Source organism: Arthrobacter sp. efr-133-R2A-120, assembly GCF_030209835.1.
Lineage (GTDB): Bacteria > Actinomycetota > Actinomycetes > Actinomycetales > Micrococcaceae > Arthrobacter.
On record NZ_JARVRF010000030.1, the window covers coordinates 88,770 to 113,560 of the forward strand.

The 24,791-nt window shown below is 64.3% G+C and carries 20 protein-coding genes; 8 read left to right on the top strand and 12 right to left on the bottom strand.

Annotated elements, in window-relative coordinates; genetic code table 11:
* Positions 1–8 precede the first annotated feature (8 nt).
* The 5 genes from QRN52_RS15220 to QRN52_RS15240 all read right to left on the bottom strand — a co-directional run bounded on the left by QRN52_RS15220 (position 9) and on the right by QRN52_RS15240 (position 6,514).
* On the bottom strand, positions 9–1,061 hold the full coding sequence (locus tag QRN52_RS15220) for a serine hydrolase domain-containing protein (RefSeq protein WP_284753731.1): 1,053 nt from the start codon (positions 1,059–1,061) through the stop codon (positions 9–11).
* Positions 1,062–1,409: 348 nt separating this feature from the next.
* Positions 1,410–2,222: a bifunctional allantoicase/(S)-ureidoglycine aminohydrolase gene (locus tag QRN52_RS15225; protein ID WP_284753733.1), complete on the bottom strand. Its 813-nt coding sequence runs from the start codon at positions 2,220–2,222 to the stop codon at positions 1,410–1,412.
* A 10-nt stretch (positions 2,223–2,232) separates the two neighbouring features.
* Positions 2,233–3,501: a DUF6986 family protein gene (locus tag QRN52_RS15230; RefSeq protein ID WP_284753735.1), complete on the bottom strand. Its 1,269-nt coding sequence runs from the start codon at positions 3,499–3,501 to the stop codon at positions 2,233–2,235.
* A gap of 2 nt (positions 3,502–3,503) precedes the next feature.
* Positions 3,504–5,099 (bottom strand): malate synthase A, encoded by a 1,596-nt coding sequence (aceB, locus tag QRN52_RS15235; RefSeq protein ID WP_284753737.1) that lies wholly within the window; start codon positions 5,097–5,099, stop codon positions 3,504–3,506.
* A 26-nt stretch (positions 5,100–5,125) separates the two neighbouring features.
* A complete protein-coding gene (locus QRN52_RS15240) occupies positions 5,126–6,514 on the bottom strand; it encodes an NAD-dependent malic enzyme (RefSeq protein ID WP_284753739.1) in 1,389 nt (462 codons plus the stop codon).
* 210 nt (positions 6,515–6,724) lie between these two features.
* Between QRN52_RS15240 and QRN52_RS15245 the strand changes: the two genes are divergently transcribed.
* Positions 6,725–7,480 (top strand): IclR family transcriptional regulator, encoded by a 756-nt coding sequence (locus tag QRN52_RS15245; RefSeq protein ID WP_059389461.1) that lies wholly within the window; start codon positions 6,725–6,727, stop codon positions 7,478–7,480.
* Positions 7,481–7,678: 198 nt separating this feature from the next.
* Here the strand turns inward: QRN52_RS15245 and QRN52_RS15250 are convergent, their stop codons facing one another.
* The 4 genes from QRN52_RS15250 to pucL form a co-directional block, all read right to left on the bottom strand.
* A complete protein-coding gene (locus QRN52_RS15250) occupies positions 7,679–9,265 on the bottom strand; it encodes an NCS1 family nucleobase:cation symporter-1 (RefSeq protein ID WP_284753740.1) in 1,587 nt (528 codons plus the stop codon).
* A 156-nt stretch (positions 9,266–9,421) separates the two neighbouring features.
* A complete protein-coding gene (locus QRN52_RS15255; protein WP_284753741.1) occupies positions 9,422–10,246 on the bottom strand; it encodes a MurR/RpiR family transcriptional regulator in 825 nt (274 codons plus the stop codon).
* A gap of 112 nt (positions 10,247–10,358) precedes the next feature.
* Positions 10,359–11,849, bottom strand: coding sequence for a nucleobase:cation symporter-2 family protein (locus QRN52_RS15260; RefSeq protein WP_284753742.1), 1,491 nt, complete (start codon positions 11,847–11,849; stop codon positions 10,359–10,361).
* Between the two features lie 161 nt (positions 11,850–12,010).
* The gene (pucL, locus tag QRN52_RS15265) at positions 12,011–12,925 is read right to left on the bottom strand and encodes a factor-independent urate hydroxylase (protein ID WP_172465633.1); all 915 of its coding nucleotides are present in this window, start codon (positions 12,923–12,925) and stop codon (positions 12,011–12,013) included.
* A gap of 416 nt (positions 12,926–13,341) precedes the next feature.
* Between pucL and QRN52_RS15270 the strand changes: the two genes are divergently transcribed.
* Complete coding sequence (locus QRN52_RS15270) at positions 13,342–13,518, top strand: hypothetical protein (protein WP_172465634.1); 177 nt, start codon at positions 13,342–13,344, stop codon at positions 13,516–13,518.
* A 126-nt stretch (positions 13,519–13,644) separates the two neighbouring features.
* Here the strand turns inward: QRN52_RS15270 and QRN52_RS15275 are convergent, their stop codons facing one another.
* Both QRN52_RS15275 and QRN52_RS15280 read right to left on the bottom strand, forming a co-directional pair.
* Positions 13,645–14,355, bottom strand: a complete 711-nt coding sequence (locus QRN52_RS15275) for a DUF2510 domain-containing protein (RefSeq protein ID WP_284753744.1) — start codon at positions 14,353–14,355, stop codon at positions 13,645–13,647.
* A 40-nt stretch (positions 14,356–14,395) separates the two neighbouring features.
* On the bottom strand, positions 14,396–15,790 hold the full coding sequence (locus QRN52_RS15280) for an 8-oxoguanine deaminase (RefSeq protein ID WP_284753745.1): 1,395 nt from the start codon (positions 15,788–15,790) through the stop codon (positions 14,396–14,398).
* A gap of 387 nt (positions 15,791–16,177) precedes the next feature.
* Here QRN52_RS15280 and QRN52_RS15285 point away from each other — a divergent pair, with 387 nt between their 5' ends.
* From QRN52_RS15285 to QRN52_RS15305, 5 genes are all read left to right on the top strand, one after another.
* On the top strand, positions 16,178–16,672 hold the full coding sequence (locus tag QRN52_RS15285; RefSeq protein ID WP_284753747.1) for a nucleoside deaminase: 495 nt from the start codon (positions 16,178–16,180) through the stop codon (positions 16,670–16,672).
* A 15-nt stretch (positions 16,673–16,687) separates the two neighbouring features.
* Entirely contained in the window at positions 16,688–18,259 is a 1,572-nt protein-coding gene (locus QRN52_RS15290) for an NCS2 family permease (protein ID WP_390282585.1), read from the top strand.
* Positions 18,260–18,547: 288 nt separating this feature from the next.
* Positions 18,548–19,747, top strand: coding sequence for an XdhC family protein (locus tag QRN52_RS15295; RefSeq protein ID WP_284753750.1), 1,200 nt, complete (start codon positions 18,548–18,550; stop codon positions 19,745–19,747).
* On the top strand, positions 19,738–20,676 hold the full coding sequence (locus QRN52_RS15300) for an FAD binding domain-containing protein (protein WP_284753751.1): 939 nt from the start codon (positions 19,738–19,740) through the stop codon (positions 20,674–20,676). Before QRN52_RS15295 ends, QRN52_RS15300 begins: the two co-directional genes overlap by 10 nt.
* Positions 20,677–20,678: 2 nt before the next feature.
* Positions 20,679–23,498, top strand: a complete 2,820-nt coding sequence (locus QRN52_RS15305) for a molybdopterin-dependent oxidoreductase (RefSeq protein ID WP_284753753.1) — start codon at positions 20,679–20,681, stop codon at positions 23,496–23,498.
* Positions 23,499–23,549: 51 nt separating this feature from the next.
* On the opposite strand, the gene nboR is transcribed toward QRN52_RS15305, so the two are convergent.
* Positions 23,550–24,179 carry a nicotine blue oxidoreductase gene (nboR, locus tag QRN52_RS15310; RefSeq protein ID WP_284753754.1) on the bottom strand — a complete coding sequence of 210 codons (630 nt, stop codon included), beginning with the start codon at positions 24,177–24,179 and terminating at the stop codon, positions 23,550–23,552.
* A 202-nt stretch (positions 24,180–24,381) separates the two neighbouring features.
* Between nboR and QRN52_RS15315 the strand changes: the two genes are divergently transcribed.
* Positions 24,382–24,573, top strand: coding sequence for a YegP family protein (locus QRN52_RS15315; RefSeq protein ID WP_234753445.1), 192 nt, complete (start codon positions 24,382–24,384; stop codon positions 24,571–24,573).
* Positions 24,574–24,791 lie beyond the last annotated feature (218 nt).

Genomic DNA, 24,791 nt, shown 5'->3' on the forward strand with positions numbered 1-24,791 from the left:
ATTGCGACTCAGCAGAGCCCGTTCATGGTCGCGATAGCCACTTGCCGAAGCTGCTCGAACTCTGCTTGGCCGCTGCCATCTGTCGATTCAATGTGCTTGTCCGTATCGGATGGATACGCGAAGCTCATTGCTATCTGGCGGCTCCCGTCGCTCGTGGATAACGCGATGCTCGCAAACCATGTGCTGCCGCCGTAGCCGTAGTAGAAGCCGTTCGTGCATTCGTCATTCCAACGCTGCAGGCCGAGTCCGTGGTTGTCCTGCCACAGGGTTTGCATGTCGCGGAGGGTGCTCGCCGTGAGTAGCCTGCCCTGCATGAGCGCTGCATAGAACGTGTTGATATCGCCTACCGTGGAGATAACTCCTTCTGCGGGAGAACCGACGAGATACTCCGGCTGCGAGGCGTTGATGCGCTCGCCGTCGATGAATTCATAGCTCTGGATCATGTCGCGCGCATCACGGTCCGGCTCGGCTGACAGCGAGGTGTGGCTCATTCCGAGCGGCACAAGGATATCTGATTTCAGGACATCGCCGATAGGCCGGCCGCGGAGTTTTTGCACGATCGCGGCCAAGGCGAAGTAGTTGGCATCCGAATAGCGGAACAGCTGGAAGTTTGCGTGCGCCCACGGCACGGTCCCGGCCATCCGGAGGTAGTCCTTGATGCTGAACTTCGTGTCGATGGCCTGCTTGGTCGGCATGGCCTTCAAGATGGCTTCCGGTGCATCGGGCAGGCCGGAGCTGTGGTTCAACAGGGAGCGGACCGTGACAGGGCCCGGCGGGTGGACGAGCTGCTCGAATTCCGGGAAGTACTCCGTGACAGGGTCTTCAAGGCCCAGCTTTCCTTCCTGGACCAGCTTGAGTACCGAGACTGCAACCATTGACTGAGTGATGCCGCCGGCCTGGATCCGGTCGGTCACGGCTACTGGTTCGCCGGTCTCGACGTCTTGGCTCCCGTAGGCCTGGGACCATTCCCGGCCCCGGACTTTGATCTGGACGACGACGGCCGGCGCGCCCCGGTTGAGCATTTCATGCGCAAAGAAATCCGCAACAGGGGATTCCGGCACGGCCCCTTGCGAATCGGACGACGAGGTACCTGCGGGGGGTTCACTTGTCAGAGGGTAAGTGCAAGCGCCGGACGCCAAGATCAAGGCCAGGACGACGGCCACCCGGAATCCCGCCCGGGGTACGCCGGAAGTCTGAGAGGCCCGCGCAGCCTCCATGGCTGCCTCCTGAAGCTACGCCGCGGGGCAACGGCTAGGCGCCCTTGCCCCCGTAGTTTGATCGTCCTCTTCGGAAGCGAGGGGGTCAACGTTGAGAACCCGGGTGCGGCCCAAACCCAACTGACTCGCAGTAGTTGTCGTTATGAGCGCTCATAACGACATTAACTGCGAGTCAGTTGGGAAAGGAGTGCCTTAGGTCAGCTTGACCTGACGGTTGACGTCCTTGTAAAGCAGGTAGCGGAACGGACCCGGGCCGCCGGCATAGCAGGCCTGCGGGCAGAAGGCTCGCAGCCACATGAAGTCGCCTGCCTCCACTTCGACCCAGTCGTTGTTGAGCAGGTACATGCCCTTGCCCTCCAGGACGTACAGGCCGTGTTCCATGACGTGGGTTTCCGGGAACGGGATGACGCCGCCGGGCTGGAACGTCACGATGTTCACGTGCATGTCGTGGGCCAGGTCGTTGGGGTCCGCGAAACGCGTGGTTGCCCAGACACCGTTGACGTCAGGCATTTCGCCGGCTTCAACTTCGTCGTCACTCGTGACAAAGGACTTGGCTTCGTAGCCCTCAAGGCGCTCGTAGGCCTTGCGGATCCAGTGGAAGGAGACGATGTCGTCCGAGACGTTCTCAAGGCCCCAGTTGGAACCGGCAGCCAGGTAGGCATAGCCGCCCTCTTCGAGCTGGTGCAGTTCGCCGTCGAGGGTCAGGTTGACCTTGCCCTTGGTGACAAAGACGACGCCTTCGACGCCTGCTTCGAACTCTGCCTTGGGAGCGCCGCCACCCGGGCCGATCTCAACGATCAACTGGGAGAACGTCGTGGCGAATCCGGAGATCGGGCGGGCAATGATCCAGGAACGGGTGTTCGAGAAGCCCGGCAGGTTGCTGGTCACGATATCGGTCAGCACGCCCTTGGGGATGACCGTGTACGCCTCCGTGACGATCGCGCGTTCAGTGGTGAGGTGGGTCTGCGGCGGCAGGCCGCCCTGGGGATAGTAGTACTTGCCCATCATTGGATCCTTACTTGGAGGTGGTGTGTGCGAGCCGGGGATGCGCCAGTGCAGTCAGCCGGGGGAGTTCGACGCCGGCAAGCGCCAGCACTTCTTCGGCACCTACCGCTCCGCACTGGACGCCGCGGAGGACGAAGGCGGCCAGTGCCCGGGCGGTGGCGGGTTCGTCCATGACGCCGCCTTCGGTGCGTTCCACGTAGTTGCGGAGGCGGGCCGCTGCGGCGGGCAGGCCCTCGCGGTAGAAGGCGTACGTTGCAGCGAAACGGCTCGGCAACTGGGCAGCATGCAGGTCCCAGCCCTGGTAGTAGCCGCGCTCAAGGGAGCGGCGGACCAAACGGCCGTGCAGCTTCCACGCGTTTTCCACGTTGTCGCCCACCGGGATGATGTTGGTGGAACCGTCCGAGAGCCGGATGCCCGTCCCCGCAACGGCCAACTGCATGACTTCCTTCGCGAAATCCGCCACCGGGTGCTCCATGGACTGGTACTCCGCGGAGATCTGCAGGGAAGCGGAGTAGTCATAGGTGCCATAGTGCAATCCACTGATGCGGCCCGGAACTGCGTGCGGAAGCTGGGCCACGGGGGAGGTCCCCTCCGGGCCGAGGATCAGTTGCGGCGTCTCTACCTGGACTTCGAAGCGGAGCCGGCCCGCCGGTAGCGAGTGGATCTCTTCGAGCCGGGAGACCGCGAAGTCCATGGCCTGCACCTGGGCCACCGTGGTGACCTTCGGCAGGGTCAGGATGAGTCCCTCGGGCAGTTCTCCGGCCGAGGCCAAAGTGGAGACGAACAGGTCCAGGGTCTTCAGGCCACGTGCCCGGGTGGGGGCCTCGAAGCACTTGAACCGGATGCCGATGAACGGCGGGGCCGAACCTGCGGCAACGGCTTCGCTGACAGCCTGGGCAGCCGCTACGGCCGCGACGTCTTCTGCTTCGTCGCCCCGGTCGCCGTAGCCGTCCTCGAAGTCGAGGCGCAAGTCTTCGATCGGTTCGCTGCGCAGTTTGGCAGCCACACGGGTGGCGACGGCGGCGGCCAGTTCGGGCTCCTGGCCCAGCAGCGTACCGAGCCTTTCGAGACCGCCGTGGGCCTTCGCCGTCGTGATTGCCTGGGCGCCCCATTCAGCCGACAGCGACGGCGTGAAACGGTCCGCCGGGACGTACACCGTGTGCACAGGCTGGCGGGTGCCGTCGTCGCCGGGGTAATTGCGCTCCAGCAACTGGTCAGTGGCGGCCAGTTGGGAGTCGATCGCGGCAAGATCTGCCGCCGAGAAGGAGGATGCGGCCATTCCTACACCAGCTCGTAGGCGGGAGTGGTGAGGAAATCCGTGTAGTCCTCGGAGAGACAGATGTCCGCGATCAGGCGGCTTGCCGGCTCGTAGAACTTCTCGAAGGACTCGGCGTCGACCTCTCCGCGCAGGCGGTCAGTCTCTTCGCCAAGGATCCGGGTGACCAGTTCGCGGGTGACCGTGTTGCCGGTGTCGGCGAGGACGGACTTGTTGCGGATCTGCTGCCACACCTGGGAGCGGGAGATTTCCGCCGTGGCGGCGTCTTCCATGAGGTTGTGGATGGCGACGGCGCCGCTGCCCGAAAGCCACACCGCGGTGTACGCGGCGGCGACGTAGAGGTTCAGGCGAAGCCCGGCCTCGGTCACGTGGCCACCGGCTGAGGAGATGTCCAGCAGCTGATCGGCGGTGACGGAGACCTCCGGGCGCTGCTTGTCCAGCTGGTTCGGCTTGTCGCCGAGCACGGAGTCGAACACTTCGCGGCACGTGGAGACGAGGTCCGGGTGGGCCACCCAGGAGCCATCGAAACCGTCGTTGGCCTCGCGGGTCTTGTCCGCGCGGACCTTCTCGAAGGCCTGGGCCGTGACTTCGGGCTCGCGGCGGTTCGGGATGACGGCTGCCATGCCGCCCATCGCGAAGGCTCCGCGCTTGTGGCAGGTCTTGACCAGCAGTTCCGTGTAGGCCCGCATGAACGGGGCCGTCATGACCACGGACGCGCGGTCCGGCAGGATGAAGGACTCGCCGGCGTCGCGGAAGTACTTCACGATGCTGAACAGGTAGTCCCAACGGCCCGCGTTCAGGCCGGAGGCGTGGTCCCGCAGTTCGTAGAGGAACTCGTCCATTTCGAACGCGGCAGGGATGGTTTCGATGAGCATGGTGGCACGGACACTGCCCTGCGGGATGCCGAGGTAGTCCTGGGCGAAGACAAAGATGTCGTTCCAGAGGCGTGCCTCGAGGTGGCTTTCCATCTTGGGCAGGTAGTAGTACGGGCCGTGGCCGTTGAGCAGGAGCTGCTTGGCGACGTGGAAGAAGTGCAGGCCGAAGTCCACCAGGGCGCCAACGGTGGGTTCGCCGTCGAGCAGCAGGTGCCGTTCGTCCATGTGCCAGCCGCGGGGGCGGGCGACGACGACGGCGAGCGGCGCGTCGGTGCGGAGCCGGTATTCCTTGCCCTCCGGGGAGGTGTAGCTCAGGGTGCCCTGGGCGGCGTCGCGGAGGTTGAGGATGGCGTCGATGACGTTCGCCCACGTGGGGGTGCTGGCGTCCTCGAGGTCCGCGAGCCATACCTTGGCGCCGGAGTTCAGGGCATTGATCGCCATCTTGGCCGGGGAGGCCGGGCCGGTCATCTCGACCCGGCGGTCCTGCAGGGCCTGGGGTGCTTCGGCAACCTTCCAGTCGCCGTTGCGGATGTCCTGCGTTTCGGGCAGGAAGTCGAGGCGGCCGGTGCGGGCCACTTCTTCACGCTTGGCGACGCGGGCCGCGAGGAGCTCGGTGCGGGTGCCCGCGAAACGGCGGTGCAGTTCCTCCACGAAGGCCAACGCCTTGGGAGTCAGGATCTCCTCGGCGCGTTCGATCGGCCGGGGGTCTGTGACTGTGAGAGCCATGGGGTGGTCCTTTCCTAGGGAGCGCTCTAGCGGGCTGCGTTTGCTGCGTTTGCTACGGCTGCGGCGACGTCGGCGGCAACGTGGGGGTCGAAGACGCTGGGGATAATGTAGCTCGCATTCAGTTCATCATCTGCAACCCGCTTGGCGATAGCCTCTGCGGCGGCCACGAGCATTTCCGGGATGATGTCCGATGCTCCGGCGTCGAGGAGTCCGCGGAAGAAGCCCGGGAATGCCAGCACGTTGTTGATCTGGTTCGGGAAGTCGCTCCGGCCGGTGGCGACCACAGCGGCGTGCTTGGAAGCGATCACCGGGTCGATTTCCGGGGTGGGGTTGGCCATGGCGAACACGATCGCGTTCTCGGCCATCGAGGCGACCTGCTCTTCACCGATCACGTGGGGAGCGCTGACGCCGATGAACACGTCGGCACCCTTGAGGGCTTCGTGCAGCGTGCCGGAGAAGCCTGCCTCGTTGGTGTTCGCGGCAATCCAGGAACGGTGCTCGTCGTCGTACTTTTCGCCCGAGTGGATGGCGCCGGAGCGGCCGGCGGCGACAATGTGCTGCGCGCCCTGCGCCTTGAGGAGCTGGATGATCGCAGAGCCGGCGGCGCCGACGCCGGAGACAACGATCTTGACCTCGGACAGCTTCTTGTCCACCACGCGCAACGCGTTGACGAGGGCCGCGAGGGTGACAATTGCCGTTCCGTGCTGGTCGTCGTGGAAGACCGGGATGTCCAGCTCGTCGCGGAGCCGCTTCTCGATTTCGAAGCAGCGCGGGGCTGCGATGTCTTCAAGGTTGATGCCGCCGTAGACCGGAGCCATGGCCTTGGCGATCATGATGATTTCTTCAGTGTCCTGGGTGTCCAGGCAGACCGGCCAGGCGTCGACGTTGGCGAACTGCTTGAACAGCGCGGCCTTGCCTTCCATGACAGGCAGTGCCGCGGCCGGGCCGATGTTGCCCAGGCCAAGGACGGCCGAACCGTCGGTGAGGACGGCGATGGTGTTCCGCTTGACCGTCAGGTTGCGGGCAGCTGCCGGGTCCTCGGCGATGGCGAGGCAGACGCGTGCGACGCCGGGAGTATAGGCGCGTGAAAGGTCGTCGCGGTTGCGCAGGGCCACCTTCGGGACGACCTCGAGCTTGCCGCCCAGGTGCATGAGGAAGGTGCGGTCCGAGACGTGCTGGACCGTGACGCCGTCGAGCGCGTTGAGGGCGTCCTTGACGCGGTTGGCGTGGTCTTCGTCCGTTGTGTTGCAGGTGACGTCAACAACCAGGGTGTCGTGGTGCGACTCGGTCACATCCAGCGCGGTGACGGCCGCACCGGCAGCGGCGACGGCTGCGGCCAGCTCGCTCGTGGCAGTGAAGCTCGACGGCGCGGCGACGCGCAGGGTGATCGAATTTCCGGGGCTCGGGTTCGCCATTGAATTTCCTCCTCGTACAGGCCCGTAGCGGGCCTCCGCTCAAACCGAATATTTTCGTATTATGGATATTATTATCTACAAAGTGGAAACACAAGCCCTGATCGGCAGGCGAGCATTCCGGCGTCGCGTGCTGTATCTTGAGTGTTCTAAGCAATTCTTTTCACGATGCGGATAAGAGTTGTCGGATTCCGAGCCATAGGAGACAACGGAATGGCTGAAAAGCCCTCGGGAGGCGTGCAGTCCGTCGAGCGCGTCTTCGAACTGCTGGAACTCATCACCGACGCCGGCGGAGACGTCACGTTGAGCGAACTGTCGTCGTCGACAGACCTGCCCCTCCCCACCATCCACCGCCTGCTGCGCACGTTGGTGTCCCTCGGCTACATCCGGCAACTGCCCAATCGTCGCTACGCACTGGGCCCCCGGCTCATCCGGCTTGGCGAAGGCGCCAACAAGCAACTCGGAGCCCTTGCCCGTCCCCAGTTGAAGTCCCTCGTGGACCGGCTCGGCGAAACATCCAACATGGCCGTGCTGGATTCCGACATGGTCATCTACGTTGCCCAGGTTCCGTCACTGCACTCCATGCGCATGTTCACCGAGGTGGGCCGCCGCGCCCACACGCATGACACCGGCGTCGGAAAGGCCATCCTGGCGCAGCTGGATGACGAAGTGGTCCGCGGCATCGTAGCCCGCACGGGTATGCCGACTCCCACGGCAAAGAGCATCGGGGACATCGACTCCCTGCTCGCCGATTTGAACCGGATCCGTGAACGCGGCTACTCGATCGACGAGGAAGAGCAGGAGATCGGCGTTCGTTGCTTCGCGATGGCCGTCCCCAACGCTCCGACGCCGACCGCTATTTCCGTTTCCGGACCGGTGTCCCGCGTGGACCAGCACTTTGCCGACCGTGCCGTGCCGTTGCTGCGCGAGGCCGCCCTCGCGATTTCGGCCGAGCTGAACCAGAACTAATCCGTTCCGACGCTCGCTCACTTGTGTCGGGTTTTCGGTGGACGCTCGCTCACCTAGGTCGTGTTTCCGGTGGACGCTCGCTCACCTATGTCGTGTTTCGGGCCGACGCTCGCTCACGAGGTGAGCGAGCGTCCTGGTATTTGGCCCCATAGGTGAGCGAGCGTCCGGCGGGTCCGTTCCGTGGGGAGGGGCGGGCGCTCAGGCGAGAGCGCCGTCGTTCGCTTCGACGCCGTTAGGCTCCAAGTTGATCATCGGTGAGTGCCGCTCGAAGTACCAGAAGGTCAGCAGGCCCAAGGCGCAACCGAGGAACCAGCTGTAGTTGCCGATCCACGTGGCGTTGACCGTGGTGGCACCAGAGTCAAGGAGCGCTTTGGGGACCAGGACCGAGGCGATCGACACCACACCGCTGATGGCGACTGCCTTCACCGCGTTCGGGTTGTAGCCGTTGCGGAACCAGTACTTGCCGCTGGGCTTCATGGTGTACATGTCCTCAACCCATACCTTCTGCTTTCCCACGAGGTAGTAGCCGGCGATGAGGATGCCGAAGAGCGGGCCGATCAGCGCCCCCAGAACCCCGAGGGTGTAGTGGATGGCGTCGTCGTTCGAGTACCAGTTCCACGGGGTCAGGACGACGGATCCGCCCGCGGCGATCATGCCACCCATGCGCCAACTGATCTTCTGCGGGCTCACGTTGGAGAAATCGAACGCCGGCGAGATGAAGTTGGCCACGATGTTGATGCCCACGGTCGCGATGACAAAGGTCAGTCCGCCGAGCAGCACCGCGAACACCGAATCGATTTCCTGCACGGTCTTGACCGGGTCCGTGATGAGGTGCCCGAAGACCGGGATGGTGGCCGACGCCGTGATGACCGTGAGCAGCGAGAAGAACAGGAAGTTGACGGGCAGGCCCAGGAGATTGCCCTTCTTGACGGCCTTGAAGCTCTTTCCGTAACGCGCGAAGTCGCCGAAGTTGAGCATGGGGCCGGAGAAATAGGACACCACCAAGGCGATCGCGGAGATCATGACCGGGATGGAGGCCGCGAAGTCGAGCGGTTCGCCCGCGGAGAGGTTGAGGCTGATGTTGCTGATGCCGGCCTTGGATACCAAGTAGATGGCAAGAACCAACATGACAACGTAGACGGCCGGTCCGGCGAAGTCGATGAACTTGCGGATGCTTTCCATCCCGTTCCAGAACAACGCGGCCTGGGCTACCCAGAGGATTCCGTAGCAAATCCAACCCAGGGCGGAAAGCCCGAGGAATCCGTACTGGTGGACGTCGTACAACGGTTTCATGGCCGGGAAGAACTTCAGGAACACGATCACCAGTGCTTCCGATGCCAGGAAGGTCTGCACCCCGTACCAGGCAACAGCGATGAGCCCGCGGATGATGGCGGGGATGTTGGCGCCCTTGACGCCGAAGACCGCCCGGTTGATCACGGGGTACGGCACGCCGGTCTTCTGGCTTGGCTTTGCCACGAGGTTGCAGAAAGCCTGGACAATCACGATGCCCACCAGCAGTGCCACCAACACTTGCCAGCTGGCCAGGCCGAGGGCAAAAAGACTGCCCGCCGTCACATAGCCGCCGATGCTGTGGACATCTGACATCCAGAAGGCGAACAGGTTGTAGCTGCTCCAGCGCTGGCTCTTCAGGGGTGCGAGGTCTTCATTGCTGAGCCGCGGATCGCGGAGCGCCGCGGCGTCGTCGGCCGGGCTGCCCAGCAGGGTGCCCGGCGCGCCGGTTTGCTCTGTGCCGGTTTGCTCTGGGGCGAGTTGTGCTTCGGCCATCAGTTCCTCGAATCAGGGTTTTCCACGACAGGGGCAGTCGTTTCACTGATTCAATTCAATGGAACAGATGTTTCAGGACCGTTTCCGGGCAGCTAACTCTTCTTTACGCTTGGCGCCGGGTGCACGGCGAGCGAGCCGAGGATGGCCGCCGTCGGACTACCGTCGCTCGATCTCTTCCAGTGCGTCGAACACCCCGGTGATTTCCCGGACGCGATCCCTTCCCGAGCGGCCCTTCGCCGCCAACACCCCATTAGCGATGACGCTCATGAGGCTCATGGCCGACGCGTAGCTGTCGAAGGCTCCGCTGCCCTCCACCGGGCATTCGATCCAGAGGGAGGCATCGGACGCAAGCCAGCGGGCGCTGGGGTCTCCGATCAGGATGGTGCTCGCGCCGGTGGAGGTGGCGGCCTTCAGGACATGCTGGAAACGGTCCGGCCTGCGCCGGAAGCCAAGCAGGACCACGACGTCGTTCCCGTCCAGTCCTGCCAGCTCCTCGCCCACGCTCTGGCCTGGCTGAGGGGCCAGGCTTACCGATGAACGGCATTGTAGAAGCTGCTGCCGTAAGTGGAGGGCTACGGGGAAACTGTTGCGGAAACCGATCAGCAGGACATTCCGGGCCTCAGCCAGTTGTTGTGCAACATTGAGGAGGCGATCGTCGTCGAGCGTGTCGAAAAGGCGGTCCAGGTTCTGCTGTTCCTGTGCCAAATGCAGGGGGAGCCCGCCGTCGCCCTCTTGCCTGGCGAGCGGCACTCCGCTGGACCTCAGGCTCCGGGTGTGTTCCTTGACCTCATTGAAATCGGCGAATCCCAGCCGGCGGAAGAGCCTGCTCATGGTGGCCTTGGAAACGCCGCTTAGCTGGGCGAGCTCGGCCGCGTTGTAGACCGCAAGGTCGCCCAAGCGGTCCAGCAGGGTATCCGCGGCCTTTTGTTCCTGCGGCCCAAGCTCCGAGTAGTGTTGTTCGATTCGCTCATCGATCCTCATGAAACAACCGTCTCACGCGGATCAGTAACTATCGCGAAATGGCAGGTGCTGCCCTTCTTGAGGAAGAGGGGCAACACCTGCCAGTTCGGCGCAGAAAGGCGCTTAAGGCCCGTCAGTGTTCGGCGGCGGTGCTCGACTTGAGCGGCACTTCCTTGCCCTCGGCGTCGATCAGCTTGCCGTTCTCGAAACGATCGCCGTTCGCAAGGCAAGCAATATCCGATTCGGTGACCACGCGTCCCGTGCCCGCCACGAACACCGACTGGTTGTCCGAGTTGCCGGCCTTGAAGTGGTTGAAGAGCACGTTCAGCAGGATGGCCATGATGGCGGCCGAGCTGATGCCCGAGTGGAAGATCGTGGAGAACCAGGATGGGAACTGGTCGTAGAACTTCGGGGCCGCGATCGGGATCATCCCGAAGCCGATGGACGCAGCCACGATGATCAGGTTCATGTTGTTGCGGTACTCCACCTTGGAGAGCGTCCGGATGCCGCTGGCGGCCACAGTTCCAAAGAGTACGACGCCGGCGCCGCCCAGGACGGGCGTCGGAACCGCTGCGACCACTCGGCCGAGGACGGGAAGCACGCCGAGAACCACCAGGATGAGTCCGCCGGCACTGACCACGAAGCGGCTCTTGATTCCGGTGATGGCCACGAGGCCGACGTTCTGGGCGAAGGCGCTCTGGGTGAAGGAGTTGAAGAGAGGTGAGACGGCGCTTGAGAGCATGTCCGCACGCAATCCGTTGCCGATGCGCTTGGAGTCGACCTTGGTGCCCACGATTTCTCCAACAGCGATGATGTCCGCGGAGGTCTCGGTCAGGGTGACCAGGATGACGATCAGCATCGAAACAATGGACGCGATTTCGAACGTGGGAGCACCGAAGGCGAATGGAGTGGGGAAGGCAACGATCGGACCCTGGCCGACCTTGGAGAAATCGGCCATTCCCGTGGCGAGGGCGATGACGGTACCGATAGCCATCGCAAGGAGGATGGAAAGTCGGGAGATGGCCGCGTTGCCGATCTTGCTGAGGAGCAGGACGATGCCCATCGTCGCGGCGGCGAGACCGATGTTCGCCATGCTGCCGTAGTTGGGTGCGGCGCTGTTGCCGCCCATGGCCCAGTTGGCTGCGACGGGCATGAGGGTCAGCCCGATCGTCGTAATGACGGTACCCGTGACCACAGGCGGGAAGAACTTGATGATCTTGGAGAAGAGGGGAGTGATCGCCAGGCCGATCAAGGACGCCACAATGACCGAACCAAACACCGCCTGGATTCCGCCGCCTCCGTGGACGATCGCCACCATGGTGGAAACGCCGGCGAAGGATACGCCCTGGACCAGCGGCAGTTGCGAGCCGAAGAACGGGATGCCGACGGTCTGAAGGATGGTGGCGAGGCCGCCGACAAACAAGCAGGCCGCGATCAGGAGGCCGATGTCCTGAGAGGACATGCCCGCGGCGGCTCCGATGATGAGCGGCGGTGCGATGATTCCGCCGTACATGGTCAAGACGTGCTGGAAGCCGTAGGCGAATGTGCTCCCGATCGAGAGGCGCTGGTCCTCGGGGCGGGCCGGCCCGGACTCTGCGGGGCGGGTTTTCTTCTTGGTGTTCATGGCAGACTTTCTTGGTTCATGGCAGACGTCTTTGTCTGGCTAACTTTGTCTGGCTAACAATGTGGTTTTGGGTATGGTTGCCCAACTGACTCGCATTTGATGTCGTTTTGAGGCTCCAAAACGACACTTACTGCGAGTCAGTTGGGCGGGTACCTGGGGGCTTAGCAGAAGCCGGCGATTCCGTTCCACGCAGCCGGGGCAGGCGTGGTGTTGTCGCGCTGGACCGTGGCCTCGATGAGGCCGTACGGGCGGTCAGCCGCGAAGAAGACCTCGTTGGGGTTGTCGAGGCCGAACGGGCTGAGGTCCACCAGGAAGTGGTGCTTGTTGGGCATCGAGAACTTGATCTCGTCCACTTCGCTGTGGGCCTCGAGGACCTTCTTGCCCATGTCGAACAGGGTCTGCTGCAGGGCGTGGGAGTAGTTCTCCGTGAAGCCTTCCAAGAGCAGGGCCTTGATGTCCTCGTAGCTCTTGTTGAAGTCGGTCCCGGCAGCGTCGAGCCCGGTGTTGTAGCGCCAGCGTGCCGAGACGTCGGTGGCGAGGATGCGGTCCGTGGTCTCGGGCAGCGTGGTGTACCGGTCGCGGGGGTAGCCCACGAAGCCGGACTGCGTGGTCTTGAGGACGGTCAGGTCCTTGAGGCCGGAAATGACGTGCGTCGTATTGCCTTCGCGGACCACGACGGCGGTGCGGACTTCCTGCCCCTTGCGGACAAAGCTGTGGTCGTGTTCGGAGCCGTGTGCCTGGATGCGGTCCCAGGTGTAGGCCTCGGCTTCCCAGCGGCCGCCCGTGACCCACTCGAAGCCCGAGGTGAAGTGTTCGCTCAGGCGCAGGAGGAAGGCCTCGGGGGAGCCGATGCCGTCGCGGGCAAAAGCGTAGATGGTGTTCTTCTGGGTGTCCGTGGCGACGACGTGTGCGTTGTCGCCTTGGAGGTGCGCAGCCTGGAAGTCGCCACGCAATTGCGAGGTGACGTTAAGGTCTTCGATCTGGTGGCGGTCGGTGTCGCGGGTGACTTTGACGACGCGGACTTCAGCCTTGCCGTACTGGTTGTCGCCGAGGACGATCTTGTTGCTCATGGTCATATCCCAACTTCTATGAGGTGGAACCCCTAAGGTCCACCAATGAAATTAAGCGCGTGTTTCGTACGCGTTTCTGGTGGAGCCGACCCAACAAAAAAGAGCCGGCATCCGTTGATGCCAGCTCATTACGACCCTGCCTGCTGCTCCCAGGTTACGTGACCTGCGCCACGAATTGAAGAAAGCGTAGCCCACGTTTGCCAGTGGTGTACATCACTTCCGGAGAATCGTTATCTACTTTCCGATTGTGACCGACGGCGGCTGGCGGCGGGGGCGTGGCCCCGCGGGCACCCCTTGACGCGGTTCGGGAATCCCCTCTACCATTTCCATATAACAAAAAATGTTTTCCAAGATGTGGAAAGTACTCAAAAGCTTCAACCGCATCGCCACGGAGAACTTGAGCGCATGAAATAGGAGGACAGATGGACTCGCAGGATAAGAACAACGTCGTGGAATTCCCCGCGCCCGGCCAGGAACTGTACCTGCCGTTCGGCGCCACGGATCCTGACTTCTACATTCCGGCCGACTGTGACCGCACGCCCGGGACTTTCTCCCGCTGGCTGCGTGCCCTTCCCGTATTCGGCCGGCAGCGTTCCTAGGGCTCCTGCCCCTGGGGATGAGGGACTCTGCGCAACAGAGCAAAAAGGCGGGCGGCACTGAACCCTCCCTTCGGGGGTGGTGCCGCCCGCCGCTTTGTGCCGTGGGACAGATATTTCGCCCGGAGCCTACATTGGCAGGGCCTTGGCGATGGTCGAAACGATCATGCTCGCTTTGACGGCCACCAGGATGAAGCTCACAGCCACCAGGCCAATCAGTACCCAAACCGGCGCGAGTCCGCGCTGCGGAGCGACCTTGTGGACAATCACGGAGCGGCCCACCACGTAGACTCCGGCGCCCAGGAATGCCCATGCCCAGTGGAAGGGGCGGACCACCCCGTCCCTTTGCAGCTTTTGCCAGTCGAGGTAGGACAGCAGAACACTGACCCCGTAGATCAGCCAGCCCGAAACGATGAGCAGGAAATATGGAACGCTGAATGCGCTGGGGTCGAGGGTGGGTACGCGCCTGGCGCCGACATACCGCAGGTGGAAGACCGGATTCCAGAGCAGCAGGATGATCAGGGTGATCACCGGCAACAGGGTGACGAGCCAGATGAATGGGTTGTAGACCGGGGTCTGCTTGCTGATTTCCGGGCGCGGTGCGGGCTGGACCGGTCCCGCGTATTGCGGAGGCCCCCCGTACTGCCCCGGACCGCCGTATGGCCCTGGCCGCGCGGCCTCGGGCCACGCCGCGGCGGGCTGACCAGCGCCGGCCTGGCCCGGTGGGTTCCACGCGTTTCCGGTCCAAGCGTTGCCGTCCCACCACCGTAGTTGCCCGGAGCCCGAGGGATCCGGGTACCAACCTGGAGGAGTCGGCGTGTTGTGCTGGGGGACGGTCATGATGTGCCTCCTGATCTACGACCTAATCGAGAGGCTACTCCTAACCCCTGACGATTTTCTGTGCGGCGGCTGAATGTTTGGCAATAAGTTCCGGGATGTCCAGATCGGGGATCCGACCGTCCACAACGCGCCACTTACCGGCCACCATGACGCGGTCGGCGCGGTCGGCCGCGCAGAGCAACAAGGCCGCGATGGGATCGTGGCTGCCGGAGAAGCGCAGCTCGTCAAGCGTGAACAAGGCTAGGTCGGCCTGCATCCCGGGAGCGATCTGCCCGATGTCCGTGCGGCCCAGCACCGCAGCGGATCCTCGCGTCGCCCAGCCGAGGGCGCGTTCCACAGGGACGTCCGCGCCGTAGCGCAGCCGCTGCAGATACAGCGCCTGCCGCGCTTCGAGGATCATGTTGGAGGCATCGTTCGAAGCCGAACCGTCCACTCCCAGCCCCACCGGAACTCCGGCCGCCTCAAGTTCCAGCACCCGTGCGGTGCCGGACGCGAGCCTCATGTTCGACGTCGGGCAGTGTGCGACGGCGGTGCCCGCGGCACCCAGCCGGGCGATCTCGTCGTCGTCGAAATGGATGCCGTGGCCAAGCCAGGTACGTTTTCCGAGCCAGCCGACGCTGTCCAGATAGTCCACCGTGCGCAGCCCGAACATCTCGCGGCAGAAATCTTCCTCGTCGATGGTTTCCGCGAGGTGTGTGTGGAGCCGGACATCCAGCCGTTCGGCCATGGCGGCGCTCTCGGCCATGATTTCCCTGGTCACGGAGAACGGCGAGCAAGGGGCCAACGCGATTTGGATGACCGCTCCGTCTCCACGTTCGTGGTACTCCCCGATCAGCCGTTCGCTGTCCGCGAGGATCACCTCCGGACGCTGCACAGTGGAACGCGGCGGCAGCCCGCCGTCGTCCTCGCCCAGCGTCATGGACCCTCGGGTGAGGGTGGCGCGCATCCCGAGTTGACGCACGACGCCGACCTCGATATCGATCGCGTCCTCAAGTCCCGCGGGGAAGAGGTAGTGGTGATCGGCTGCCGTGGTGCAGCCGGAAAGCAGGAGTTCCGCGAGTGCTACCTTCACGGCAAGTTCGAGGCTGTCCGGCGTCAGCCGCGCCCACACGGGATACAGGTTCTGCAGCCAAGGGAACAGGGGAGCGTTGGCCACCGGACCCCAAGCCCGCGTGAGGGTTTGGTAGAAATGGTGATGCGTGTTGATGAGCCCGGGTAGCAGGACATGGCTGCTGGCGTCGAAGGTTTGATCGCATTGCGCGGAAGGCTGTGCGCCGGCGGGGACGAGCTCGGCGATTTTCCCGTCGCTGACCACGATGCCGCCGCTGGCGTCGAGCCCGTTGGCGGTGAACACTGCGAGGGGATTCTTGATCCAGAGCCGGGAAGGTGCAGGCCTTGCTGGAGCTGCTGGCTGGAAATCGGATTTCGGGGACACGGGGATCCTTGTCTGGTCGGCGTAATTGCGTTCCAGCTCAGTGGTTCCTGTCTGCTGATCCAGGTTCCGGAGGTCAACCCTGCCGGTGGCACCCAGCGTAGGTCGCTCGCCGAAGTGCGTCAATGTGACCGGCGCCCGAACCGGCCCCGACGCCCGGCATTCAGCGTGAATTTCACATCTCGAAACTTTTTTTCCAGAAACTATGGCGCGGCTCACATCTCCGGTGCTAATCTCAATTTGCCAAAGGCGGGCACCCGGACTCCGGGAAGCTATCTACCAGGCGAAACCTTCAAAAGCACATGCTGAAGCCTGGTAATCGCAGCACTGGTCCGTCATGTCCAGACGCCTCCCTGGTTACAGGCTTCCTCAGCACTAAGGAAGTCGCACATGAGTACCACCGTCACGGCCGAACGTTTCTTGGCCACTTCCATTGAGCTGGCAACAGCCAATGTCCTCAACAGCGGCGGGCCGTTCGGCGCCGTCATTGTCACCGCGGATGGCCGCGCCTTCGAAGGCGTCAACAGGGTCACCGCTACCAACGACCCCACGGCCCACGCCGAGGTCACCGCCATCCGCAACGCCTGCCGCGAGCTCGGCACCTTCGATCTCAGCGGAGCCACCCTCTACACGAGCTGCGAGCCATGCCCCATGTGCCTGGCCTCGGCTCTCTGGGCCCGGATCGGCAACGTTGTCTTCGCAGCAGACCGGCACGACGCCGCATCCGTCGGCTTCGACGACGCCGTCTTCTACGAATACTTCGAGAACGAAGACCGGGACACGCTTATGCCGGTCCGCAAGCTGGAACTGGGCGACCCCCAGGCCCCGGCCATCCTGGAACCGTTCAACACCTGGAACACGCTTGACTCCAGGATTGACTACTAGGGCCCGGTGGCTGAAATGACAATCCTGGACCCCGCAGAAATGCGAACGGCAACTGAAAAGCAGGCTGCGCCTTCCGGCGCAGGGCAGACAGAAGCACGCGAAAAGCACACGGCAACCGGACTGGCGCAGCGGGGCAGCAGCCCCAGGCCCCCGGCGTCGAACTCCTTCCTGGATCGTTTCTTCCAGATCACCAAGCGTGGCTCCACGCTGGCCCGCGAATTCCGCGGCGGCATCGTCACGTTCTTCACGATGGCCTACATCGTTATCCTCAACCCCCTGATCCTGGGCGGATTCTCAGCCCAGAACGCACCCACGGATGTAGCTGGCGGATGGTTGTCCGCAGCCCAAGTGGGGGCGGTCACCGGCCTGACCGCCGGTGTCATGACGGTCCTCTTCGGCCTCATCGCGAACCTGCCGTTCGGGCTCGCCGCAGGCTTGGGAATCAACTCGTTCCTCGCAGTCGCCGTCATCCATGAAGTCACCTGGCCGGAAGCCATGGGCCTGGTGGTCATCAACGGCATCCTGATTGTCCTGTTCGGCGTCACGGGCGCCCGGACCGCGATCTTCAAGGCTGTTCCCAAGGAACTCAAGGCCGCCATCACCGTTGGCATCGGCCTGTTCATCGCCTTCATCGGCTTCGTCGATTCCGGCTTCGTCCGCGCCACAAAAGGCGGACCGCCGGTACAGCTCGGCAACGATGGTTCCATCACCTCTATACCTACCCTCATTTTCATTGTCGGTCTGCTGGTCATGGGAATCCTCGTGGCCCGTAAGATCCAGGGCGGCCTCCTGATCGGAATCGTCGCCACCACTGTCCTCGCCGCCGTTGTCGAGGCCGTCATGCACATCGGACCTGGCAGCGCCGCCAATCCCGGTGGCTGGCACCTCAACACCCCGGTACTGTCCGGCCAACTGGTATCCGCCCCGGACTTCAGCCTGGTAGGCCACTTCGACCTCTTCGGTTCGTTCTCGAGGATCGGCGGCCTGGCGGCCACGATGCTGGTGTTCACCCTGGTGTTCACCAACTTCTTCGACGCCATGGGCACCATGACCGGCCTCGCCAAGAGCGCTGGCGTGGCTTACAAGGACGGTACGTTCCCCAAGCTCAAGTCGGCCTTCATTGTCGAGGGCCTGGGCGCGGTAGCCGGCGGCGCGACGTCGGGTTCGTCCAACACCGTGTACATCGACTCCGCTGCCGGCATTGGCGAAGGCGCCCGTACCGGCCTGGCGTCGGTGGTCACCGGCCTGCTGTTCCTGGGGTCGATGTTCCTGACCCCGCTCACCAGCGTGGTTCCGCTCGAGGTCGCAGCCGCAGCCTTGGTGGTAGTGGGAGCCATGATGATGGCACAGATCCGCGAGATCAAGTTCTCCAAGTTCTCCGTGGCCCTGCCGGCCTTCCTGACCATCGTTACCATGCCGCTGACCTACTCCATCGCCAACGGCATCGGCGTCGGGTTCATCTCCTGGGCCGTGATCCACGCGGCATCGGGGAAGGGCAACAAAGTCCACCCGCTCATGTGGGTGGTGACCGTGGGCTTCCTGATCTACTTTGCCCGCGGGCCGATCAGCGCGCTGATGGGAGCGTAGCCGGCCATTGAGACGGCGGTCCGGCCGCAAGTCACCGCAATGAATAGGCGTCCGCCGATCGTCACCAACCGCATAGTGCGGACGACGACGGCGGGCGGCGGTGGGGTACGGCCGCTCCGCTAAGGACCGGGGTGGGAAATGAGAGGCCCGCCCCGGTCCTCTTCGCGAAACGGGTGATCACGCACCCAAGCTTCCCCGAACACACGCAAGGAATGAGAATATGAGGCAAGATCGCACACTGCCCCGGGCGGGTCTCCGGTCCGGGACCTCGGTAAAGGAGGTGTTGCCATGCTGGATTTGATGCCCTCGCTGGGCACCTGGCGACCCGCGGTCTCCGGGCAGCGATGCGCCGTCGCCACCATCGTGGCCGTGGGAGGTTCCGTGCCCCGGCCCCCCGGCACGTCCATGCTCGTTTCCGAACAGGGCGACGTGCTTGGCAGCCTCTCCGGAGGCTGCGTGGAAGGCGCCGTGGTGGAGGCCGCCCTTCAAGCAATGCGCGACGGCGGCAGTCGCCTCGAGTCGTTCGGCTACAGTGCCGAGGACGCGTTCGCCGTCGGGCTCACGTGTGGCGGCGAGCTCGAAGTCCATATCCAGCCAATCCAATCAACAAGCGCCGGCGGCCTGGACTTGGCTTCATTGAACAACGCTTTCGGCGGCTCCTCCCTGGCACTCATCCGCAGGCTCGACGCCGCGGGAGGCGCCGTCGTCGTTCCCGATCCGGCAGCTTTTTCCGCCGCAGGTTCACAAGAACTTTCGGACCTTCTTGGCGGGGATGACTCCGTGATCCGCGCGGCCGCGGCGCAGCTTGAACCGCTTCTCCGCGGAGGCCGTGCAGGGATGGTGCGGCTCGCCCCGGCCGAAGGCTGCGGGGGCTCCGGGCCGGAAACCGAACCCATCACCCTCTTCGTGGAAAGCCGCCTGCCCGCGGCTCGCATGCTCATCTTTGGCGCCAACGACTTCGGCGCGGCATTGCTCCCCGCCGGGAAACTCCTGGGCTACGAGGTCACCTTGTGCGATGCGCGGCCCGCTTTTGCGAGCCAGGGCCGTTTCCTCGCCGCCGACCACCTTGTCACGGACTGGCCGCACCGCTACCTTGCCGCCGAAGCAGCCGTCGGCCGGATCGATTCCCGCACCGTCGTTTGCGTGCTGACCCACGATCCCAAATTCGATATTCCCCTGCTGGAAACTGCACTCGCTTTGGATCTCGCCTATGTGGGAGCCATGGGTTCCAGGCGCAGCCACCGGCAGCGGATTGATGGACTGCTGGCTCACGGCATCCCGGCCGCGGCCCTTGAGCGCCTGCATTCGCCGATCGGGCTGGATCTTGGCGCGGTCACTCCCGCCGAAGTGGCCGTTTCCATTACCGCCGAAATCCTCGCGTCCCGCGCTCCGCAGCCGGCCTCCGCCCGGGGTTCGCTCAAGGACGGAACGGGACCGATCCACCGCACCAACACCCCCGAACAAACCCAGGAGAACCCATGGACATGAACACCATCGAGTCCGTGGTTGCCACCACGGATCCAGGCCAGTGGCGCGAGGGCGATGCTTGGCTCGCCGGCGGCACGGTCCTGTTTTCTTACGGAAGCCCGGTGGGCAGCGAGGAGCCGCTCAAGCGGTTGCTTGACCTAGGGCAAGCAGGCTGGCCGGCCGTAAACGTGAGCGACGCCGGCATTGAGCTGGCCGCCACCTGCACCGTCGCCGAACTCTACGCGCTCCCGGTGTCTGACGCTGTGGCCGGCCGGAACTGGCCGGGACTGGCTCTTTTCCGGCCGTGCTGTGACTCTTTCGTGGCTTCCTTCAAGGTGTGGAACATGTCCACCGTTGGCGGCAATGTGTGCACCGCCCTCCCCGCCGGGCCGATGATTTCGCTGTGCGCAGGCCTGGATGCGAGGGCCGCCATCCTTGGCCGGCACGGCAGCAGCCGTACGGTTCCAGTGGCCGAGTTCGTTACAGGGGACGGGAAAAACTGCCTGGCACCCGGCGAGCTCGTGCGCAGCATCCAGCTGCCCGCGTCGGCCTTGGGGGCGAAGGTCGCCTTCCGCCGGCTCTCGCTCAGCAACCTCGGGCGATCCGGGGTCCTGCTGATCGGAAGGCTCGACGCCGATGGCAGCTTTGTCCTCACCGTCACCGCCGCCACCAAACGGCCCGTTCAGCTGCGGTTCGCCGCCGCGGAGTTGCCGGACGCCGAGCGGCTGGCCGCCGCCGTCGGGCATTCAATCCCTACAGAGCTGTACCACGACGACATCCACGGGCTCCCGGAATGGCGCCGCGACATGACGTTCCGCCTTTCTGAGGAGATCCGCGCGGAGTTGCTCGAGCCGGTTCCGGACGGACCGCTCACCGTCTCGGGCGATTTCTGGCCGCCGCACGCCACGTCGCCGCAACCATCCACCCAACTCGCACAGAAGGAGGCCTGAGCATGGCAATCGAGATCAACGGAACCGCCACCGAGGCCGCACCCCGCCCGGGCCAGTGCCTTCGGACGTTCCTGCGCGAACAGGGCAACTTCGGAGTCAAGAAAGGGTGCGACGGCGGCGACTGCGGCGCGTGCACCGTCCACGTGGACGGCACACCCGTGCACAGTTGCATCTACCCCGCCGTCCGCGCCGAAGGGCACTCGGTCACCACCATCGAGGGGTTGTCGAACGGGGAAGAGCTTCATCCCGTGCAGGAGCAGTTCCTGGAAAACCAGGGCTTCCAGTGCGGTTTCTGCACGGCCGGCATGATGATGACCGCCGCCACCTTCGACGAGGAACAGAAAGCCAACCTCCCGCGAAACCTCAAGGGAAACCTGTGCCGCTGCACGGGCTACCGCTCGATTGCGGACGCCGTGTGCGGCAGTCACAGGCACGACGGCGACGCCGCGTCGCGGGCCGGCGCGGGAGCTAAGGGTTCGGGCCAGCTCGGCGACAACGTTCCCGCACCCGCGGGTCGCGCCGTCGTCACCGGCACTGCCCGTTACACCCTCGACGTCCCGGCAGAACAGCTCCCGGGACTGCTCCATCTGAAGCTGCTGCGCTCGCCACACGCGCATGCCCGGATTGTTTCCATCGATACGACGGCGGCCCTCCATATACCCGGCGTCGTCGCGGTTTTCACGCATGAGGACGCGCCGGACCGGTTGTTCTCCACGGCCCAGCACGAGCTTTACACCGACGATCCCGACGACACCCGCGTCCTCGACAACGTGGTGCGCTTCATCGGCCAGCGGGTTGCCGCCGTCGTCGGTGAATCGGTGGGCGCAGCGGAAGCCGGGGCTCGGGCCATCAAGGTGGAGTACGAACTCCTGGACGCTGTCTTCTCGCCGCAGGACGCGTTGCTGCCCGGTGCGCCAGCGATCCACGGAGAGAAGGACGGGGAAACGGCCCGGATTTCCCGCCCGCAGAACAACGTCGTGGCGGAGGTCCATTCCGAGCTGGGGAACGTCGAAGCCGGATTTGCCGCGGCCGACTTCATCCATGAGAACACGTACCAGACCCAGAGGGTGCAGCACGTCGCGATGGAAACGCACTGCTCCATCGCCTGGGTGGAACCCTCCGAGAACCCCGGGGAGGACCGGCTCATGGTGCGTTCCTCCAGCCAGGTCCCGTTCCTGGTCCGGCGGACACTTGCCCGCGTGTTCGATCTTCCCGAAGACCGCATCCGCGTCGTGGCCGGGCGCGTCGGCGGCGGGTTCGGCGGCAAGCAGGAAGTGCTCACCGAGGACCTCGTGGCCATGGCGGCACTCAGGCTCCGCCGGCCCGTGCAAGTGGAGTTCACGCGCACCGAACAATTTACCGCCACCACCACACGTCACCCCTTCACCATCAAAGTCAAGGCCGGGACGAGCAGTGACGGCCACTTGACCGCGATGCAGGTGGACGTGGTCACCAACACTGGTGCATACGGAAACCACGCGCCTGGAGTGATGTTCCACGGTTGCGGCGAATCCTTGGCCGTCTACAAATGTGCCAACAAGAAAGTGGATGCGCAGGCCGTCTACACCAACACGGTCCCGGCCGGCGCCTTCCGTGGCTACGGCCTGAGCCAGATGATTTTCGCGATCGAATCCGCCATGGACGAGCTCGCTGTCGGAATCGGCATGGACCCCCTGGACTTCCGGCTCAAGAACATGGTCCGGCCGGGTGACGACATGCTCTCCACGAACCCGGAACCGGAAGAGGACGTCTTCTACGGCAGTTACGGTCTGGACCAATGCGTGGCGCTGGTCCGCGATGCCCTCGAACGCGGCGGCCAACGCTACCGGGACGCCGGGCTCGACGATCTCGGTCCGGAGTGGGTCACGGGCGTCGGTTCCGCGCTGTCCATGATCGACACCGTTCCGCCCCGCGGCCACTTCGCCCACACGCGCCTCAGGCTCCTGCCGGACGGTACGTTCGACGCCGCCGTCGGGACGGCCGAGTTCGGCAACGGCACCACCACGGTCCACGCCCAACTGGCGGCGACCGCCCTGTCCACCACGGCGTCGAACGTGGCCGTGCGCCAGTCCGATACGGACCTCGTGGAGCACGATACCGGCGCGTTCGGCTCCGCAGGAACCGTGGTGGCCGGGCAGGCAACCTTGCTCGCAGCGCAGGAGCTCGCAGTGCGGATCCGGGCCGTGGCTGCTGCGTTTGCCGGTGTTTCGGAGGCGGAGTGCCTGCTCGAGGACGGTGCGGTGCGTTGCTGTGAGCGGGTCTTGGCGCTAGCGGAGGTGCACGACGCCGCGCGGCAGCAGGGCATGGAACTCGCCGCCGAAGGGCGTTGGGGCGGAACTCCGCGTTCGGTTGCCTTCAACGTCCACGGATTCCGGGTGGCCGTGAACACCGGCACGGGGGAGCTGCGGATCCTGCAGAGCGTCCAGGCGGCCGATGCCGGCGTCGTGGTCAATCCACGGCAATGCCGCGGCCAGGTGGAAGGCGGAATCGCCCAGGCGCTGGGTGTCGCACTGTATGAGGAAGTCCGCGTGAACGACGCAGGCAAGGTCACCACCGACATCCTTCGGCAGTACCACATCCCTTCCTTCGCGGACGTGCCACGCAGCGAGGTCTACTTCGCGAAAACGAACGACCAGATGGGGCCGCTCGGCGCGAAGTCCATGAGCGAGAGCCCGTTCAACCCCGTTGCGCCCGCGCTGGCCAACGCCATCCGGAACGCCACCGGGGTGAGGTTCGCGGCGCTCCCTATCGCCCGGGACAAAATCTACCTGGCACTGAAGGACGCCGCCGCCTCCGCCCCCACCCAACTGACTCGCATTTAATGTCGTTATCGAGCCTCATAACGGCATCTATTGCGAGTCAGTTGGGGGTGGCTAGTCGCCGAGGAGGTGCAGCTTGTCCTTCGTGTCCACATCGGCTCCGTCGGCGAGGTCGCTGCAGTCGACGACGTCCACCAGCCCGGGGTGCGCTTTGAGGAAACGGCGTGCTCCGGCGTCGCCCACGGCCGATTCTGCTACCTCGGCACGGAGCGTGACGTCGATGATCAAGGGGTGGCCGCGCCTTAGCTTTGTTGTGTGGCCACCGTCGAAGGCGGCTTCCGGGTATCCCGCCGCGGTCACCCGGCCGGCTTGGTGCGCTGCTAACAGCCTGGCGACGACGGCGGGGGTCACCCCAGGCTGGTCCACCAAAGTCACCATGACATTGTGGCCGTGTGTAGCTGCCGCAATACCGGTGCGGAACGAGCTGGCCATGCCGGTCGCCCACTCCGGGTTGTCGACGACGAGGTACTTGTCCAGCTCCGTAGCGCCACGGACATCCTCGGCTCCGGCACCGAGCACTACGACTACCTTGGAGCATCCGCCGTCGAGCAATGTCTTGGCGAGCACTTCAACCAAGGTGCGGCCGCGGAAGGGCAGCAGCGCCTTGGGGCCGAGGCCCAGGCGTGTCCCTGCGCCGCCGGCCAACAGCACACCAACGGTGGGCGCGGGGCTGGAATCGTTCATGGGGTTCACCCTATCCATGCGCCCTCGAGAGATCTCTAGGTTCACCTTGCACTCCAATATAGGTCTACCGAAAAAGGTTGAATATTACCCGCGGGTAGGCCTTCTGGCTGGCTCCCATGGCCGATATTCTCTTAGGGACTTCACGAGAGTCAGTGGTCATCGAAGGGGATGCAATGACGCATCCGCGGTGGAAAGAGGGTTTATGTCTGGCATTTTCGAAATCTTGACGGCTGGGGAGCAATCGTTCCGTTTCCGGTTGAAGGCCGATGATGGAACGGTAGTGGCAGTGTCGCCCAAGTTCCCGGATATTGCGGCCCTTGTGGCCGGTATCAACGCAGTCAGGGAGAATGCCGCCACAGGATTCGTGGTGGATCGCCGCTCGCTCGGAGCGTGACAACAAATCGGCGGTAGTGCTCATGGAGCACTACCGCCGATTCTTTTTTGCACCTGTTTAGGAGTCGCCCCCCGAACCGCCGGTGGTGCCGGCAGTCACGTCGAGCAGTTTGTACCGATCGATGGCGTACGACGGCGCACTCGGGTCAACCTCGCCCCTCGCCGCGAGGAGTTGGAGGGCTTTGACGACGATGGAGTGGGTGTCGTTCTTGAAGAAGC

Excerpts from the sequence above, each read along its gene's own strand:
- QRN52_RS15225 (WP_284753733.1), bottom strand. The coding sequence starts at position 2,222 with ATGGGCAAGTACTACTATCCCCAGGGCGGCCTGCCGCCGCAGACCCAC.
- QRN52_RS15230 (WP_284753735.1), bottom strand. The coding sequence starts at position 3,501 with ATGGCCGCATCCTCCTTCTCGGCGGCAGATCTTGCCGCGATCGACTCC.
- aceB (WP_284753737.1), bottom strand. The coding sequence starts at position 5,099 with ATGGCTCTCACAGTCACAGACCCCCGGCCGATCGAACGCGCCGAGGAG.
- QRN52_RS15240 (WP_284753739.1), bottom strand. The coding sequence starts at position 6,514 with ATGGCGAACCCGAGCCCCGGAAATTCGATCACCCTGCGCGTCGCCGCG.
- QRN52_RS15245 (WP_059389461.1), top strand. The coding sequence starts at position 6,725 with ATGGCTGAAAAGCCCTCGGGAGGCGTGCAGTCCGTCGAGCGCGTCTTC.
- QRN52_RS15250 (WP_284753740.1), bottom strand. The coding sequence starts at position 9,265 with ATGGCCGAAGCACAACTCGCCCCAGAGCAAACCGGCACAGAGCAAACC.
- QRN52_RS15255 (WP_284753741.1), bottom strand. The coding sequence starts at position 10,246 with ATGAGGATCGATGAGCGAATCGAACAACACTACTCGGAGCTTGGGCCG.
- QRN52_RS15260 (WP_284753742.1), bottom strand. The coding sequence starts at position 11,849 with ATGAACACCAAGAAGAAAACCCGCCCCGCAGAGTCCGGGCCGGCCCGC.
- pucL (WP_172465633.1), bottom strand. The coding sequence starts at position 12,925 with ATGACCATGAGCAACAAGATCGTCCTCGGCGACAACCAGTACGGCAAG.
- QRN52_RS15270 (WP_172465634.1), top strand. The coding sequence starts at position 13,342 with ATGGACTCGCAGGATAAGAACAACGTCGTGGAATTCCCCGCGCCCGGC.
- QRN52_RS15275 (WP_284753744.1), bottom strand. The coding sequence starts at position 14,355 with ATGACCGTCCCCCAGCACAACACGCCGACTCCTCCAGGTTGGTACCCG.
- QRN52_RS15285 (WP_284753747.1), top strand. The coding sequence starts at position 16,178 with ATGAGTACCACCGTCACGGCCGAACGTTTCTTGGCCACTTCCATTGAG.
- QRN52_RS15290 (WP_390282585.1), top strand. The coding sequence starts at position 16,688 with ATGACAATCCTGGACCCCGCAGAAATGCGAACGGCAACTGAAAAGCAG.
- QRN52_RS15295 (WP_284753750.1), top strand. The coding sequence starts at position 18,548 with ATGCTGGATTTGATGCCCTCGCTGGGCACCTGGCGACCCGCGGTCTCC.
- QRN52_RS15300 (WP_284753751.1), top strand. The coding sequence starts at position 19,738 with ATGGACATGAACACCATCGAGTCCGTGGTTGCCACCACGGATCCAGGC.
- QRN52_RS15305 (WP_284753753.1), top strand. The coding sequence starts at position 20,679 with ATGGCAATCGAGATCAACGGAACCGCCACCGAGGCCGCACCCCGCCCG.
- nboR (WP_284753754.1), bottom strand. The coding sequence starts at position 24,179 with ATGAACGATTCCAGCCCCGCGCCCACCGTTGGTGTGCTGTTGGCCGGC.
- QRN52_RS15315 (WP_234753445.1), top strand. The coding sequence starts at position 24,382 with ATGTCTGGCATTTTCGAAATCTTGACGGCTGGGGAGCAATCGTTCCGT.